Source organism: Bacillus sp. FSL L8-0193, from assembly GCF_037976065.1.
Lineage (GTDB): Bacteria > Bacillota > Bacilli > Bacillales > Bacillaceae > Bacillus > Bacillus paralicheniformis.
The window spans coordinates 703,893-720,503 of record NZ_CP150261.1; the positions used below are offsets into that span (position 1 = coordinate 703,893).

Below are 16,611 nucleotides of genomic sequence, written 5' to 3' on the forward strand. Positions count from 1 at the left end.
AGTGAGCAGCGATGTCTGGCAAACCATCATTTCGATGGGTTAAAATGTTGATTTTTTTAACGGTTTGGCGGGGTACTCTTACAATAAGGTGTCAAGCAACAGTCAAGAGCCCCCTCAACCAAAAAAAGACGGCGCACAATCCGGCCTCGGCGTCGAATCCATGGTCAGCGACAGCAAACAAGAGCGGTATGCCATCCACTATCCGGTATTTCGCATAAAAGAAATCGATGAACAAATAAAAGATTATGTGAATCAAGAATTGGCCAGTTTTAAAGAGGATAATGCAAAGGCCCAGGCTCAGCATGAAGACGGGCCTTTTGAACTGAACATCAAATATAAGGTTGTCTATTACACAAAAGATGCAGCCAGTGTGGTGCTGAATCAATACATAGAGGCCGGGGGCGTTTCGGGTACAACGTCTGTCAAGACGTTTAACGCCGATTTAAAACAGAAAAAGCTGCTGTCCCTTCAAGACCTGTTCGAAGAAAATTCAGATTTTCTGAACAGGATTTCAAGCATTGCCTATCAGGAATTGAAAAATCGGAATCCGTCTGCCGACACGGCTTTATTAAAAGAAGGGACAAGCCCTCAGGAAGAGCATTTCAGCCGCTTCGCGCTCCTGGAAAACGAAGTCGAATTTTATTTTGAGAAAAAACAAACCGGTCTTGAGCAGTCTGTAAAAATAAAAAAGGAATGGGTAAAAGATATTTTAAAAGACCAAAATCAGGATATGAAAAAGAGCCGTCTTCAGGCCAAACGAGAGCAGGAGCCTGTCCCCCTTCCGAAACAGGCGAAAATAAATCCTGATGAAAAAGTGATTGCTCTCACATTTGATGACGGCCCGAATCCCGCTACAACGAATAAAATATTGAATGCTTTACAAAAGCATGAAGGGCATGCGACCTTCTTTGTGCTTGGAAGCAGAGCCCAATATTATCCCGAAACGATAAAACGGATGCTGAAGGAAGGAAACGAAGTCGGCAACCATTCCTGGGACCATCCGTTATTGACAAGGCTGTCAAATGAAAAAGCGTATCAGGAAATTAACGACACGCAAGAAATGATCGAAAAAATCAGCGGACACCAGCCGGCACACTTGCGCCCTCCATATGGCGGAATCAATGATTCCGTCCGCTCGCTTTCCAATCTGAAGGTCTCGTTGTGGGATGTTGATCCGGAAGATTGGAAGTACAGAAATAAACAAAAGATTGTCAATCATGTCATGAGTCATGCGGGAGACGGAAAAATCGTCTTAATGCACGATATTTATGCAACGTCCGCAGAAGCGGCGGAAGAGATTATTAAAAAGCTGAAAGCAAAGGGCTATCAATTGGTAACTGTATCTCAGCTTGAAGAAGTGAAGAAGCAGAGAGGATATTGAATAAATGAGAAGAAAGCGCCATATCGGCGCTTTTCTGTTGCAAGAAAATATAGGGAAAACGATATTTGCTAAAAATTCCAAATATTTATACAATAGCATGTGTTTCACTTTGAAAGGGGAGAGGAAAATCATGAAACAACACAAACGGCTTTATGCCCGATTGCTGCCGCTGTTATTTGCGCTCATCTTCTTGCTGCCTCACTCTGCAGCAGCGGCGGCAAGTCTTAATGGGACGCTGATGCAGTATTTTGAGTGGTACATGCCAAATGATGGCCAACATTGGAAACGCATACAAAATGACTCGGCATATTTGGCTGAACACGGTATTACTGCCGTCTGGATTCCCCCGGCATATAAGGGAACGAGTCAAGACGATGTAGGCTACGGCGCTTACGATCTGTATGATTTAGGGGAGTTTCATCAAAAAGGGACGGTTCGGACAAAGTACGGCACAAAGGGAGAACTGCAATCTGCGATCAACAGTCTTCATTCCCGGGACATCAACGTTTACGGCGATGTAGTCATCAACCACAAAGGCGGCGCTGATGCGACCGAATATGTAACGGCTGTTGAAGTCGATCCCGCCGACCGCAACCGCGTAACATCAGGAGAACAGCGAATCAAAGCGTGGACACATTTTCAATTCCCGGGGCGCGGCAGCACATACAGCGATTTCAAATGGTATTGGTACCATTTTGACGGAACCGATTGGGACGAGTCCCGAAAGCTGAACCGCATCTATAAGTTTCAAGGAAAGGCATGGGATTGGGAAGTTTCCAATGAAAACGGCAACTATGATTACTTGATGTATGCCGACATCGATTATGATCATCCTGATGTCACGGCAGAAATAAAGAGATGGGGAACGTGGTATGCCAATGAGCTGCAATTGGACGGATTCCGCCTTGATGCCGTCAAACACATTAAATTTTCTTTTTTGCGGGATTGGGTCAATCATGTCAGGGAAAAAACAGGGAAGGAAATGTTTACGGTAGCTGAATATTGGCAGAATGACTTAGGTGCGCTGGAAAACTATTTGAACAAAACAAACTTTAATCATTCAGTGTTTGACGTGCCGCTTCATTACCAGTTCCATGCTGCATCGACACAGGGAGGCGGCTATGATATGAGGAAATTGCTGAACGGAACAGTCGTTTCCAAGCATCCTGTGAAAGCGGTTACGTTTGTTGATAACCATGATACACAGCCGGGGCAATCGCTTGAGTCGACTGTCCAAACATGGTTTAAGCCGCTGGCTTACGCTTTTATTTTGACAAGAGAAGCAGGCTACCCGCAGATTTTCTACGGGGATATGTACGGGACGAAAGGAGCCTCGCAGCGCGAAATTCCTGCCCTGAAACACAAAATCGAACCGATCTTAAAAGCGAGAAAACAATATGCGTACGGAGCACAGCATGATTATTTCGATCATCATAACATTGTCGGCTGGACGAGGGAAGGCGACAGCTCGGTTGCAAATTCTGGTTTGGCGGCGTTAATAACAGACGGACCCGGCGGGACAAAGCGAATGTATGTCGGCCGGCAAAACGCCGGTGAGACATGGCATGACATCACCGGAAACCGTTCCGATTCTGTTGTCATCAATGCAGAAGGCTGGGGAGAGTTTCACGTAAACGGCGGATCGGTTTCGATCTATGTTCAAAGATAGAAGAAAAGAGTGATAGGACGGATTTCCTAAAGGAAATCCGTTTTTTTATTTTCTCCTTCTTATAAAATTTCTTTGATTCCATCTTATAATTAATTTTAACAAGGTGTCATCAGCCCTCAGAAAGGACTAGCTGACAGTTTGAATCGTATAGGTAAGGCGGGGATGAAATGGCAACGTTATCTGATGTAGCAAAGAAAGCAAATGTATCGAAAATGACGGTATCGCGGGTGATCAATCATCCTGAGACTGTGACGGATGAATTGAAAAAGCTTGTTCATTCCGCAATGAAGGAGCTCAATTATATACCGAACTATGCAGCAAGAGCGCTCGTTCAAAACAGAACACAGGTCGTCAAGCTGCTCATACTGGAAGAAATGGATACGACTGAACCTTATTATATGAACCTGTTAACGGGAATCAGCCGCGAGCTGGACCGTCACCATTATGCTTTGCAGCTTGTCACAAGGAAATCTCTCAATATCGGCCAGTGTGACGGCATTATAGCGACGGGGTTGAGAAAAGCCGATTTTGAAGGGCTGATTAAAGTATTTGAAAAGCCTGTCGTTGTATTTGGCCAAAATGAAATGGGCTATGATTTTATTGATGTTAACAATGAAAAAGGTACCTATATGGCAACACGCCACGTCATTGGGCTGGGCGTCCGCAATGTCGTCTTTTTTGGAATTGATTTGGATGAACCCTTTGAACGGTCAAGGGAAAAAGGCTACCTTCAGGCGATGGAAGGCAGTCTGAAAAAAGCGGCGATTTTCCGGATGGAAAACAGTTCGAAAAAAAGTGAAGCACGCGCACTGGAAGTGCTGGCATCCCTTGATGCACCGGCAGCCGTGGTTTGCGCTTCCGACCGCATCGCACTCGGGGTCATCCGCGCGGCGCAATCGCTCGGCAAAAAAATTCCGGAAGATGTCGCGGTTACCGGCTATGACGGGGTGTTTCTCGACCGGATCGCTTCGCCTCGCCTGACAACGATCAGACAGCCTGTTGTAGAAATGGGAGAGGCTTGCGCCAGAATCCTGCTGAAAAAAATCAATGAAGACGGAGCGTCGCAAGGCAATCAATTTTTTGAGCCGGAACTTATTGTCCGGGAATCGACTTTGTAAGGGTCTCATTCTGTTACCGGTAACAAGCTGAAAATGATTGTTCCTGTTATGCCGTCATGATAATTTCAGAATAAAAGCCGGTTTATCACAGCCGGACAACCAAAAAGGGGGAAACATGATGGAATATGCAGCGATTCATCATCAGCCTTTCAGCTCTGATGCCTATTCTTACGATGGAAGGACATTGCACATCAAAATCCGTACAAAAAAGAATGATGCCGATCACGTACGCTTGATTTGGGGAGATCCTTACGAATACACCGGCGGCACATGGAAAGCGAGCGAGCTTGCGATGGCGAAAATTGCCGCGACAAGCACGCATGATTACTGGTTTGCCGAAGTGGCGCCTCCATTCAGGCGTCTGCAATACGGGTTTATCCTTACAGGCGCTGATGGTCAAGACACTTTTTACGGAAGCAGTGGTGCCTGTCCGTTTGCCGGAAAAGCGGCAGATATGGCCAAGTACTGTTTTAAATTTCCGTTTGTTCATGAGGCAGATACGTTTAATGCACCCGACTGGGTCAAATCAACCGTCTGGTATCAAATTTTTCCGGAGCGCTTTGCCAGCGGCCGAGAGGATTTGTCTCCGGAAAACGCTTTGCCGTGGGGAAGCAAGGACCCCGAAGTGGACGATTTTTTCGGAGGGGATTTGCAGGGGATCATAGACAAACTGGACTATCTGGAAGACTTGGGGGTAGGCGGCATTTATTTGACGCCGATCTTTGCCGCGCCTTCCAACCATAAATACGATACATTGGACTATTGCTCGATCGATCCGCATTTTGGCGATGAGGAACTCTTTCGCACGCTGGTCAGCCAGCTTCACGAGCGGGGAATGAAGATCATGCTTGACGCTGTTTTTAATCACATCGGCAGCGCTTCGCGAGAGTGGCAGGATGTCGTCAAAAACGGTGAAAAGTCCCGTTATAAAGACTGGTTTCATGTTCATTCTTTCCCTGTTAAAGAAGGCGGCTACGATACATTTGCGTTTACGTCCGAGATGCCGAAGCTCAATACCGCCAACCCGGAAGTTCAGGCTTATTTACTTGATATCGCGCTGTACTGGATACGCGAATTTGATATCGACGGCTGGCGTTTGGATGTGGCAAATGAAGTCGATCATGCGTTTTGGAAGAAGTTCCGTCAAGCTGTTACTGCAGAAAAGCCCGACATTTTTATATTGGGCGAAATCTGGCATCAGGCTGATCCGTGGCTTAGAGGAGACGAATTTCATTCGGTTATGAACTACCCGTTCACAGAACCGATGATTGACTATTTTGCAGACGGATCGATTTCAGCTTCGCAAATGGCGAGCCGCATCAATTCGCATCTCATGAGCGGGATGAAGCAGGTCAATGAGGTGATGTTTAATTTGCTGGACAGCCATGACACGAAGCGGATTTTGACAAGATGCGGAGGAGATGAGAAAAAAGTACGCTCTCTTTTGGCATTTATGTTTGCTCAGACAGGCTCGCCGTGCATTTATTACGGAACCGAAATCGGGCTGGACGGCGGGGATGACCCATTGTGCCGGAAGTGCATGGTTTGGGAAGAAGAGAAACAGAATCAAGAGATGCTCACATTTATGAAACGGCTGATCGCTTTGCGAAAACAAGAAAATGATGTATTGACGTATGGAGCGCTCGAGTGGAGGCTGGTTGACGACGAAAACGATTTTGTCAGTTTTTCCCGAACGGATGAAGGAAAAGAGCTGATCTACTTCTTCCACCAGGGCAGCGAGGTGCGCCGTGTCAGATTGCGGGATTTGAAGATTGCAAGCGACAAAAGAATATATGATGCGTGGTCGGAAGAAGCGCTCCATCATGATGATGCGGTCGACATACAGCCAGGCGGGTTTTTCATTTTGGGGGCGGTTTAAATTCTGTTACCGGTAACAGAATTTAAACTATTGTAACCGCTTTCTATCGAGGATTACAATTGTCTCAGATTCTAAGATAGAAGGGGGAAAAAAGATGCAACATTTAAAAAAAGGATTTTTAGCGATGCTGGCGACAGTTCTGCTGTTCGGTCTTGCCGCCTGTTCAAGTTCAAAGGAAACGGGGGGCAACGGCGGGAAAAAAGTGCTGACCGTGTCTGTAGAAGAGGTCTATAAACCTTACGTTGAAAGCATAAAGGAAGGTTTTGAAAAAGAGAATGATGTGACAGTCAAAATTGTTGAAAAGCCAATGTTCGATCAGCTTGAAGCGCTTCCTCTTGACGGCCCGGCAGGCAATGCGCCCGATGTCATGCTTGCGGCATACGACCGTATCGGCGGCTTAGGACAGCAAGGGCATTTGCTGGAAGTCAAACCGTCTGAGACTAAAAGCTTCGGCGACAAAGAAATGCAGCAAGTAACAGTTGACGGAAAAGTCTACGGAATCCCGCTTGTTATTGAAACTCTCGTACTCTATTACAATAAAGACCTGTTAAAAGCGCCGCCAAAAACCTTTAACGAGCTTGAGGATTTAACAAAAGACAAGAGGTTCGCTTTTTCTTCGGAAAAAGGAAAATCGACCGCTTTTCTCGCAAAGTGGACGGACTTTTACATGTCATACGGTTTAATGGCGGGATACGGGGGATATGTATTCGGAGCTGACGGCACGGATTCCGGAGACATCGGTCTGAACAACAAGGGGGCCGTGGAAGCGGTGGAATACGCCGAGAAATGGTTCAGTGAATATTGGCCGAAAGGCATGCAGGACAATACGAGCGCTGACGATTTTATCCAGCAGACCTTTATGGACGGAAAAGCAGCTGCTGTTATCGGAGGTCCATGGTCGGCTTCCAATTATAAAGAAGCCGGTTTGAACTACGGTGCCGCGAAAATCCCGACATTGCCAAACGGAAAAGAATATGCCCCGTTTGCAGGCGGAAAAGGCTGGGTCGCCTCTAAATATACGAAAGAGGCAGAGCTTGCTGAAAAGTGGCTGCAATATGCCGCAAATGACGAAAATGCTTACCGTTTTTATGAAGATACGAACGAAGTTCCGGCCAACCTCGCCGCACGAAAAAAAGCAGGGGAGCAAAAAAGCGAGCTGACGTCGGCGGTCATCACACAATACGAAACGGCGACTCCGACTCCGAACATTCCGGAGATGGCCGAGGTGTGGACAGGTGCAGAAAGCCTGATATTTGACGCGGCAGCAGGGAAAAAATCGGCACAGCAATCAGCGGATGATGCCGTCCGTGTAATTAAAGAAAACATTAAAGAAAAGTATGTGAAATAAAACGGCGGTTTTAGCGTCCGGAAGAATAGAGGGCGAAAAAAATGAACAAAGACCAAACACTTGCAAAACGGAGCCGGAAGGCAGCGCTGTTATCGATTATTCCCGGTGCTGGCCAGATTGCAAACCGGCAGTTTTCAAAGGGGATCCTTTTTCTTGTCATCACAGGCTTGTTTATTTGTGAGTTAGCGGTTTTCGGTTATCAGGCGCTGATCGGCCTCGCGACGCTGGGGACTGTCCCGGGAGAAGATCATTCGCTGTTTCTGTTGATAGAGGGCACGCTGCAATTGATATTGACGCTCGTTTTTCTGATGTTTTACATCTTTAATCTGTATGATGCCCGGAAGACCGCCGCGATGAAAGCGGCGGGTTTGAAAATCAGCGAGACGGCCGGGGACATGATCAGAAATGCAGGTGACAAAGGGTTTCCGTATTTATTTACGCTGCCGGCATACCTCATGATGGTGTTTATAATTATTTTTCCGGTGCTGGTGACTCTGTTTATCGCGTTTACAAACTACGATTTTTATCATATTCCGCCTAACAGTCTCATCGACTGGGTCGGCTTTAAAAATTTCATGAATATCTTTTTCCTTGGCTCATATCGGCAAACATTCGCCGATGTACTGGGCTGGACGATCATCTGGACGATCTGTGCGACAACGCTGCAAATTGTTCTCGGCATCGTGACAGCGTTGGTCGTCAATCAAAACTTTATTAAAGGCAAGCGGATGTTCCGGATCATCTTTCTGCTTCCGTGGGCCGTTCCGGCATTTATTACGATTATGAGCTTTGCCAACATTTTTAATGACTCGGCGGGCGCGATGAACGTCCAAGTGATCCCGCTTTTGAACCAGCTCCCGTTCGTCGATATCCCGGCTGTCGCATGGAAGACCGATCCGTTCTGGACAAAGACGGCTTTGATTATGATTCAGACGTGGCTCGGTTTTCCATACATTTATGTCATGGTGACAGGGGTGCTTCAGGCGATTCCCGGAGAGCTTTATGAAGCGGCAAAAATTGACGGCGCGACATTTATTCAGCGCTTTAAACACATTACGCTGCCGATGATTTTATTTGCGACCGCACCGGTGATGATTACCCAGTATACGTTTAATTTCAATAACTTCTCGATCATCTATTTATTTAATGAGGGCGGTCCGGGGAGTGCGGGGGCCGGGGCTGGGTCAACCGACATCTTAATATCCTGGATCTATAAGCTGACGACGGGAACGTCGCCGCAGTATTCCGTGGCGGCTGCTGTCACACTGCTCATTTCTTTCATTGTCATCGGGGTTTCCCTGATTGCTTTTAAGAAATCGAATGCCTTTGGCAATGAGGAGGTCATGTAGATGAGAGGGATTTTCAAAAATACGCGGTTCACCGGGATGCTGAACAAGGTTTTGACCTATATATTTTTGACGTTTTTAAGCATCGTGATTATTTATCCGCTTTTGATCACGGCATCATCCGCATTTCGGGTCGGGAATGTAGCGGCTTTTACACTCGATTTTTCGGGCCAATGGACATTGGACCACTTTAAGCGGCTGTTTGAAGAGACGCTTTACCTCAACTGGTACGGGAATACGCTTGTGATCGCGCTGTCTGTCATGGTGTTCCAGGTGACGATTGTGACGCTTGCCGGCTATACGTACAGCCGCTACCGGTTTGCGGGCCGAAAAAAGAGTCTCATTTTCTTTTTGATCATTCAAATGGTGCCGACGATGGCGGCGCTGACCGCTTTTTACGTCCTGGCCATGCTGATCGGAGCTTTGGACCAATATTGGTTTTTAACTGCAATCTATATCGGCGGCGGAATTCCGATGAACACATGGCTGATGAAGGGCTACTTTGATACAGTGCCTAGAGAAATCGATGAAGCGGCGCGGATTGACGGAGCGGGGCACCTGCGGATCTTTGCTTCGGTCGTTCTGCCGCTTGTGAAACCGATGCTTGCTGTCCAGGCGCTGTGGGCGTTTATGGGGCCGTTCGGCGACTATCTGCTGGCGAAATTTCTGCTTCGCTCGCCGGAAAGCCTGACCATCGCCGTCGGTTTGCAGACATTCATCTCCAATCCGCAGCAGCAAAAAGTCGCGCTGTTTGCAGCGGGCGCGATTCTTGCGGCTCTGCCGATTTGCATCTTGTTCTTCTTTCTCCAAAAGAACTTTGTGTCCGGTTTGACATCCGGCGGAACGAAGGGATAAACCGATGAACGACATGAGACACGAAAAGCTGATCGTCCGCTTTCTTAAAGCAGCGGCATCACCGGCGGGCGTCATGCGCTGCAAACATACATTCAGCTGGCTCGAAATTTCTTTTCTGTTTATGTTTTTGACAGCTTGCTTAACGGCGCCCGTGTCGATTGCGTTGATGAAAATGGACCGCTTCAACGCCGGGAATTTGCTCCCAAACGTTGTTCATAAGGCTGACGCGGCATTCATCAAACAATTAAAAGGCTACCAATTGACAAACGGGAGATTGACAGGCACAGACGAGCTGTACCGTGTGGAGAAAGAGAAAACCTTGCTGGCGGTCGATTTGAAGCATGAATTGAAAACAAGCGGTGAGAACGGCCGGATAAAGGCGGAAGGCGGCTATCAAAACGCGCTCATCTTTCAGTCAGATCATCTGATTATCAGCGATCAAAGCGGAGCGGGGTTTTCTGTCCGCTATCCGGCAAAGGCCGGGCTGAATGATCTAGATGCCGATCATGTAGGGGATTTTATCGGTGCCATGTGGTTTGCCCAATATAAGCCGCTTATCATCATGCTGGCCTGTTCCGCGGTTTTCATCATTTCGCTTTTTGTAACGGCCGTTCTGACGGGAGGCATCTGGATCTCCAAAAAATCCAACATGACCGGGATAAGGTCGTTTAAGGAAGCGGCCGCAGCGGCGGTGTGCGGATCAGCGCTTCCGGCAGCGGCTGCAATGGCTTTTGGTATGATCCGCTTTGACTTCATCATGATGCTGCTCATCCATTCGTGCGGAAGCGCTTTGATGGTCTCTTTCATCTTCAGGCATATATTCAAAACCCGCCATCACAACGAAAATCTTCAGTCAGGAGGAAATCATGGTAAATCAGCGGCTATTTGAGATCGACCAGTGGAAAATCAAAACAAACCAATTTGAAAAAGAACATAAGCGGCTTCAGGAAAGTCTGACATCCTTGGCGAACGGCTATATGGGGATCAGGGGGAATTTTGAAGAAAGCTATTCAGGCGAAAGTCTCAAAGGCACATATATCGCAGGGGTTTGGTTCCCGGACAAAACGCGTGTCGGCTGGTGGAAAAACGGCTATCCCGAATATTTCGGGAAAGTGATCAATGCGATGAATTTCATCGGAATTGATGTATATGTAGACGACGAAAAAGTCGACCTCAATCAAAACGGCATCGAATCGTTTGAATTGGAGCTCAATATGAAGGAAGGCATCCTGCGGAGAAGCGCTGTCGTTCGCGTGAATCAAAAGGCTGTCAAAATTTCGTCGGAGCGCTTTCTTAGTCTTGATGTCCAGCAGCTGTGCGCGATTCATTATGAAGCGGAATGCCTGACCGATGAAGCTGTTATTACACTTGTCCCTTATCTTGATGGCCATGTCGCAAATGAGGATGCCAATTTCGAAGAGCGGTTTTGGCAGGAAGAAGCGAAAGGCGCCGAATCTCATCGCGGTCATCTTGTGACAAAAACGATTGAGAATCCGTTTGGAACGCCGCGTTTTACGGTGGCTGCTTCAATGTGCAATGTGACAGAAGGATATGTCAGCGAGCATTTTCAAACGGATGCGATGTACGCGGAAAACCGCTTCTGTTACGAAGTGAAGCCGGGAACAAAGGCTTCTTTAAAAAAATTGATCATTGTCACAACGTCCCGGGACTTTGAAGAAGCAGAGCTTTTAGTAAAGGGCAGGGCGCTTTTGGCTGATGTTCTTCAGCAGGGATATGAAGAAGCGAAGCGGAGGCATACCGAACATTGGATGGAAAGGTGGGCAAAGGCTGACATTGAAATTAAAGGGGATGATGAGCTTCAGCAGGGCATCCGGTACAACCTCTTTCAGCTTTTCTCGACATACTACGGAACCGATTCGCGCTTAAACATCGGGCCGAAAGGATTCACGGGCGAGAAATACGGAGGAGCCGCTTACTGGGATACTGAGGCGTACGCCGTTCCTGTGTATTTGGCGACGGCCGAGCCGGAGGTGACAAAGAATCTGCTTTTATACCGATATCATCATTTGGAGGCAGCTAAACGGAATGCGGCCAAACTGGGGCTGAGGGGAGCCCTTTATCCGATGGTGACCTTCACAGGCGATGAATGCCACAATGAATGGGAGATCACCTTCGAAGAAATTCACCGCAATGGCGCAATCTGTTATGCGATCTACAATTATGTCAATTACACAGGCGACCGAGACTATATGAAAGAATACGGGATAGACGTTCTCGTGGAAATCAGCAGATTTTGGGCTGACCGTGTCCACTTCTCAAAACGTAACAACAAATATATGATCCACGGCGTTACAGGGCCGAATGAATATGAAAACAATGTCAACAACAACTGGTATACGAATTTGATTGCGTCGTGGACGCTTGAGTACACGCTCGAAAACCTCGCTGTCCTCCCGGAGGAAAAATGCCGCCGGCTTGATATACGGGAAGCCGAAATCGAGAGGTGGAAGGATATCATTGCGAAAATGTACTATCCATACAGTGAGGAATTAAATGTTTTTATTCAGCATGATACATTCCTAGATAAAGAGCTTCAGGCAGCGGATGAGCTTGAACCGGATGACCGCCCGCTCTATCAGAATTGGTCATGGGACAAAATTCTCCGCTCCAGTTTTATTAAGCAGGCGGATGTTCTGCAAGGCATTTATTTCTTTAATCATCGATTTACGACGGAAGAAAAACGGCGCAACTTTGAATTTTATGAACCGATGACGGTTCATGAATCGAGCCTTTCGCCGTCTGTCCATGCGGTGCTGGCGGCTGAACTCAAAATGGAAAAGAAAGCGCTTGAACTGTATAAGCGTACAGCGAGGCTTGACCTGGATAATTACAATCATGACACAGAGGAAGGGCTTCATATTACATCGATGACTGGAAGCTGGCTCGCGATCGTGCAAGGATTTGCCGGCATGCGGACCCAAGATGAGACGCTGTCGTTTGCTCCGTTTTTGCCGAAGGAATGGGACGGTTATTCGTTCAACATCAATTATCGGAACCGGCTAATCAATGTGCAGGTAGAGGAAAACAGCGTCGCCTTCAACCTTGTAAAAGGAGAACCGTTTTCCATGACAGTTTATGGAGAGCAAATCGCACTGAACGGACGGTATGAAAGGAGGATGCCCGATGAGCCAATGGTGGAAAGAGGCAGTCGTGTATCAAATTTACCCGCGGAGTTTTTATGATTCCAACGGAGACGGATTCGGTGATTTGCAGGGCGTGATTCAAAAGCTCGATTACATTAAAAGCCTCGGAGCCGATGTTATCTGGCTGTGTCCTGTGTTTGATTCCCCGCAAGATGACAACGGCTACGACATCAGCGACTACAGAAGCATATACGAAAAGTTCGGGACGAACGATGATATGTTTCAATTGATTGATGAAGTGCATAAACGCGGAATGAAAATCATCATGGATCTTGTCGTGAACCACACGTCTGATGAACATGCCTGGTTTGCCGAAAGCCGCAAGTCAAAGGACAATCCTTACCGTGATTATTATTTTTGGAAAGATCCAAAGGCGGACGGTTCAGAACCGAATAATTGGGGATCGATCTTTTCAGGATCGGCGTGGACATTCGATCAGCGGACAGGGCAGTATTATCTTCACTACTTTTCGAAAAAGCAGCCTGACTTAAACTGGGAGAATGAAGCGGTTCGCCGGGAAGTATACGATTTGATGACGTTTTGGATGGACAGAGGCGTGGACGGCTGGCGGATGGATGTGATCGGTTCCATTTCCAAATACGTCGACTTTCCCGATTATGAAACAGATGACAGCCGTCCTTATGTCGTCGGCCGCTATCATTCAAACGGCCCCCGTCTGCACGAATTTATACAAGAGATGAACCGGGAAGTGCTGTCCCGTTACGACTGCATGACGGTCGGCGAAGCAAACGGCTCAGATGTTGAAGAAGCGATAAAATACACGGATCCAAGCAGACATGAGCTGAACATGATTTTTACATTTGAACATATGGACATCGATACAAAACAACATTCGCCGAATGGGAAATGGCAGATGAAGCCGTTTGCTCCGATCGCTTTAAAAAAGACGATGACGAGGTGGCAGGCCGCTTTAATGAATGTCGGCTGGAACACGCTCTATTTCGAAAATCATGATCAACCGAGGGTCATATCCCGCTGGGGCAATGACCGCGAACTGCGCAAACAATGCGCCAAAGCATTTGCAACGGTCTTGCACGGGATGAAGGGAACCCCGTTCATTTATCAGGGAGAAGAAATCGGCATGACAAACAGTGAAATGCCGCTCAAGATGTATGATGATCTCGAAATCAAAAACGCATACCGAGAACTTGTCATTGAAAATCAAACGATGACAGAGGAAGACTTTCGAAAAGCAGTGGCGAAAAAAGGGCGGGATCACGCGAGAACGCCGATGCAATGGGATGACGGAAAACACGCGGGCTTCACAGCTGGAGAGCCTTGGCTGGCGGTAAATCCCCGCTATCAAGAAATCAATGTGAAGGAATCGCTCTCAGATGAAGATTCGATTTTCTATTATTATCAGAAGCTCATCGGGCTGCGCAAACAACATAAAGTTATCGTACACGGAGATTACCAGCTGCTGCTTGAGGATGATCCGCAAATCTTTGCGTATATCCGTGAATACCGGGGCGAAAAGCTGTTAGTCGCCGTGAATTTGTCAGAAGAAAAGGCGCTGTTTCATGCTCCGCCGGAATTGCTTGAAGACAAGTGGGATGTGCTGTTATCCAATTACGCCCGCGAGCGGCTTGATATAAGTGGCAGCATGGACATGGAACCCTATGAAGCTTTTATGATGATCAGCCGGGTAAAGGGTTCGACATTATGAAAGCGGTCATTTTTGACTTGGACGGCGTGATCACGGATACGGCCGAGTATCATTATCTCGCTTGGAAACATACTGCCGAACAAATCGGCATTGAGATTGACCGGAGCTTTAATGAACGGCTGAAAGGCATCGACAGAGAGCAGTCGCTTAACACGATTTTGATTCACGGCGGTGCGGCCGGAACGTATCGGGAGGCGGAGAAACAAGAGATCATGCGCCGGAAAAATCAATACTACCAACAGCTGATCCAAAACTTGACACCGCATGACCTGTTGCCGGGAATCGCCGGGCTATTTGCCGAATTGAAAAGGGAAAATGTAAGCATCGCGTTAGCTTCGTCAAGCCGAAACGCGCCCGCTATTTTGCAACGGCTCGGGCTCATGGACGAATTTCATGCTGTCGTTGACCCGGCTGCGCTTGCTCGCGGAAAGCCCGACCCCGAAATCTTTTTGACGGCCGCAGCGCTGCTCGGTGTGTCTCCGTCTCAGTGTGCAGCAATCGAAGACGCTGAAGCCGGGATCGCCGCGATCAAATCCGCAGGGATGTTTGCGGTGGGAGTCGGTGATGAGACATCGCTGAGCGGGGCTGATTTGATCGTGCCCGACACAAACGAGCTGACATTTGAGCTGCTGAAGGAAGGATGGCAGCGCTGTTGCTGCATAAGAGAAGACAAATGAATCGTAAAATGGCAGGCCGCCGCTGGCGGCCTTATTTGCAATCAGAGAGGAGAAGGCAAAAATAAGATCAAGGTGTTCGGGAGGCCGTTCGGATATGCTTTTCGAATCGAAACCATCAGGCGATTGAATACCGACCTGTTGCAAATTCTAACGCCTGCGCTTTTCATGAAAAACAGCCTAATCGATCCTTTTAAAAGGATGATTAGGCTGAATGTTTATTGAGGCATTTGCAATTTGACAAACTTCCGTTTGCCGACTTGGATAATCATACCGTGTTCGACCGCCACATCCGCATGAATCGATTCTGCTTTGATGCCGTTGATTTTAACGCCGCCGTTTTGGATCATTCGGCGGGCTTCGCTTTTGGAAGGGAGGAGTCCGAGCGTCACCAATAAATCGGTGACAGGCACCGTTCCGTCACCTTGCCAGTGTACAGACGTTATATTGTCCGGCGCGCTGTTTTGCTGAAAAACCTTTTTAAACTGCTGTTCGGCCGCTTCGGCCGCCTCGCTTCCATGATACATGTTGACGATGATTTTCCCGAGAAGCATTTTCGCATCTCGCGGATGAACGGCCCCCGTTTCCAAATCTTTGACAAGTCGTTTTTTATCTTCCGCCTCCAGGTTGGTCGCAAGATGGATATATTTTTTCATCAAACTGTCCGGAAGCGACATCGTTTTTCCGAACATTTCATGAGGGTCTTCATCAATGCCGATGTAATTGTTCTTTGATTTCGACATTTTTTCAACCCCGTCAAGTCCTTCGAGCAGCGGCATGAGAATGACGACCTGTTTTTCTTTTCCGTACTTTTCCTGAAAGTGTCTGCCCATGAGCACGTTAAAATGCTGATCCGTTCCGCCCAGTTCGATATCGCTGTCGAGAACGACCGAATCATATCCCTGCATCAACGGGTAAAAGAATTCATGAAGCGAAATCGGCTTTTGCATGGCAATTCTTTCTTCAAAATCATCGCGTTCCATTAAACGGGCGACGGTAATTTTGCCCGCGAGCGCAATGGCGTCTTCCAAGGTTAATCGTTTCAGCCATTTTGAGTTGTAGTGAAGCTCGACTTTGTTCTGATCAAGCACTTTTCCAAACTGTTGAAAGTATGTTTCGGCATTGCGGCGGACTTCTTCGTCCGTCAGCTGTTTCCTTGCGGCGGATTTTCCTGTCGGATCGCCGATTTTTCCTGTGAAATCTCCGATCAGGAGCTGGACGATATGCCCGTTTTCCTGAAATTGGCGCAGCTTATTCAAGACGACAGTGTGGCCTAAATGAACGTCAGGCGCCGACGGATCGAGACCAAGCTTAATTTTCAGCGGTTCGCCGGTCAAAATCGATTTGGCCAGCTTTGCCCGCAGTTCTTCCGGGGGAATGACCTCCTCCGCTCCGTTCATATATAAGTGAAGCTGCCTTTCGACTTCCCGCTTCTCGGCAGTTGTCAGTTGATCAAATTGTTGTTGCTGCATGATAACTCCTCCTTTTTT

Annotated in this window: 12 protein-coding genes; 11 read left to right on the plus strand and 1 reads right to left on the minus strand. The window is 47.6% G+C overall.

Annotated features, from left to right (window positions below; all coding sequences use genetic code 11):
- Window positions 1–88 precede the first annotated feature (88 nt).
- The 11 genes from MHH76_RS03540 (at window position 89) to pgmB (ending at window position 15,124) form a co-directional block, all read left to right on the plus strand.
- Window positions 89–1,381 (plus strand): polysaccharide deacetylase family protein, encoded by a 1,293-nt coding sequence (locus tag MHH76_RS03540; RefSeq protein ID WP_339224002.1) that lies wholly within the window; start codon window positions 89–91, stop codon window positions 1,379–1,381.
- A 130-nt stretch (window positions 1,382–1,511) separates the two neighbouring features.
- Window positions 1,512–3,050, plus strand: coding sequence for an alpha-amylase (amyS, locus tag MHH76_RS03545; protein ID WP_268441541.1), 1,539 nt, complete (start codon window positions 1,512–1,514; stop codon window positions 3,048–3,050).
- Window positions 3,051–3,217: 167 nt separating this feature from the next.
- A complete protein-coding gene (locus MHH76_RS03550) occupies window positions 3,218–4,168 on the plus strand; it encodes a LacI family DNA-binding transcriptional regulator (RefSeq protein ID WP_020450398.1) in 951 nt (316 codons plus the stop codon).
- A 115-nt stretch (window positions 4,169–4,283) separates the two neighbouring features.
- On the plus strand, window positions 4,284–6,047 hold the full coding sequence (locus MHH76_RS03555) for a glycoside hydrolase family 13 protein (protein WP_043054132.1): 1,764 nt from the start codon (window positions 4,284–4,286) through the stop codon (window positions 6,045–6,047).
- Window positions 6,048–6,141: 94 nt separating this feature from the next.
- Window positions 6,142–7,395: an extracellular solute-binding protein gene (locus MHH76_RS03560; protein ID WP_026578955.1), complete on the plus strand. Its 1,254-nt coding sequence runs from the start codon at window positions 6,142–6,144 to the stop codon at window positions 7,393–7,395.
- A 41-nt stretch (window positions 7,396–7,436) separates the two neighbouring features.
- Window positions 7,437–8,744 carry a sugar ABC transporter permease gene (locus MHH76_RS03565; RefSeq protein ID WP_043054133.1) on the plus strand — a complete coding sequence of 436 codons (1,308 nt, stop codon included), beginning with the start codon at window positions 7,437–7,439 and terminating at the stop codon, window positions 8,742–8,744.
- Complete coding sequence (locus MHH76_RS03570; RefSeq protein WP_023855564.1) at window positions 8,745–9,596, plus strand: sugar ABC transporter permease; 852 nt, start codon at window positions 8,745–8,747, stop codon at window positions 9,594–9,596.
- Window positions 9,597–9,600: 4 nt separating this feature from the next.
- A complete protein-coding gene (locus MHH76_RS03575) occupies window positions 9,601–10,485 on the plus strand; it encodes a DUF1189 family protein (RefSeq protein ID WP_043054554.1) in 885 nt (294 codons plus the stop codon).
- On the plus strand, window positions 10,463–12,799 hold the full coding sequence (locus tag MHH76_RS03580; protein ID WP_043054134.1) for a glycoside hydrolase family 65 protein: 2,337 nt from the start codon (window positions 10,463–10,465) through the stop codon (window positions 12,797–12,799). The genes MHH76_RS03575 and MHH76_RS03580 overlap by 23 nt, the downstream gene beginning before the upstream one ends.
- Entirely contained in the window at window positions 12,741–14,447 is a 1,707-nt protein-coding gene (locus tag MHH76_RS03585; RefSeq protein WP_043054135.1) for an alpha-glucosidase, read from the plus strand. The genes MHH76_RS03580 and MHH76_RS03585 overlap by 59 nt, the downstream gene beginning before the upstream one ends.
- Window positions 14,444–15,124: a beta-phosphoglucomutase gene (pgmB, locus tag MHH76_RS03590; protein WP_043054136.1), complete on the plus strand. Its 681-nt coding sequence runs from the start codon at window positions 14,444–14,446 to the stop codon at window positions 15,122–15,124. The genes MHH76_RS03585 and pgmB overlap by 4 nt, the downstream gene beginning before the upstream one ends.
- A 215-nt stretch (window positions 15,125–15,339) precedes the next feature.
- Here the strand turns inward: pgmB and tyrS are convergent, their stop codons facing one another.
- Window positions 15,340–16,593, minus strand: a complete 1,254-nt coding sequence (gene tyrS, locus MHH76_RS03595) for a tyrosine--tRNA ligase (protein ID WP_043054137.1) — start codon at window positions 16,591–16,593, stop codon at window positions 15,340–15,342.
- Between the last annotated feature and the right edge of the window lie 18 nt (window positions 16,594–16,611).

Coding starts and splice junctions, on each gene's coding strand:
- MHH76_RS03565 (WP_043054133.1), top strand. CDS start 7,437: ATGAACAAAGACCAAACACTTGCAAAACGGAGCCGGAAGGCAGCGCTG.
- MHH76_RS03575 (WP_043054554.1), top strand. CDS start 9,601: ATGAACGACATGAGACACGAAAAGCTGATCGTCCGCTTTCTTAAAGCA.
- MHH76_RS03580 (WP_043054134.1), top strand. CDS start 10,463: ATGGTAAATCAGCGGCTATTTGAGATCGACCAGTGGAAAATCAAAACA.
- MHH76_RS03570 (WP_023855564.1), top strand. CDS start 8,745: ATGAGAGGGATTTTCAAAAATACGCGGTTCACCGGGATGCTGAACAAG.
- MHH76_RS03555 (WP_043054132.1), top strand. CDS start 4,284: ATGATGGAATATGCAGCGATTCATCATCAGCCTTTCAGCTCTGATGCC.
- MHH76_RS03550 (WP_020450398.1), top strand. CDS start 3,218: ATGGCAACGTTATCTGATGTAGCAAAGAAAGCAAATGTATCGAAAATG.
- amyS (WP_268441541.1), top strand. CDS start 1,512: ATGAAACAACACAAACGGCTTTATGCCCGATTGCTGCCGCTGTTATTT.
- MHH76_RS03585 (WP_043054135.1), top strand. CDS start 12,741: ATGAGCCAATGGTGGAAAGAGGCAGTCGTGTATCAAATTTACCCGCGG.
- pgmB (WP_043054136.1), top strand. CDS start 14,444: ATGAAAGCGGTCATTTTTGACTTGGACGGCGTGATCACGGATACGGCC.
- tyrS (WP_043054137.1), bottom strand. CDS start 16,593: ATGCAGCAACAACAATTTGATCAACTGACAACTGCCGAGAAGCGGGAA.
- MHH76_RS03560 (WP_026578955.1), top strand. CDS start 6,142: ATGCAACATTTAAAAAAAGGATTTTTAGCGATGCTGGCGACAGTTCTG.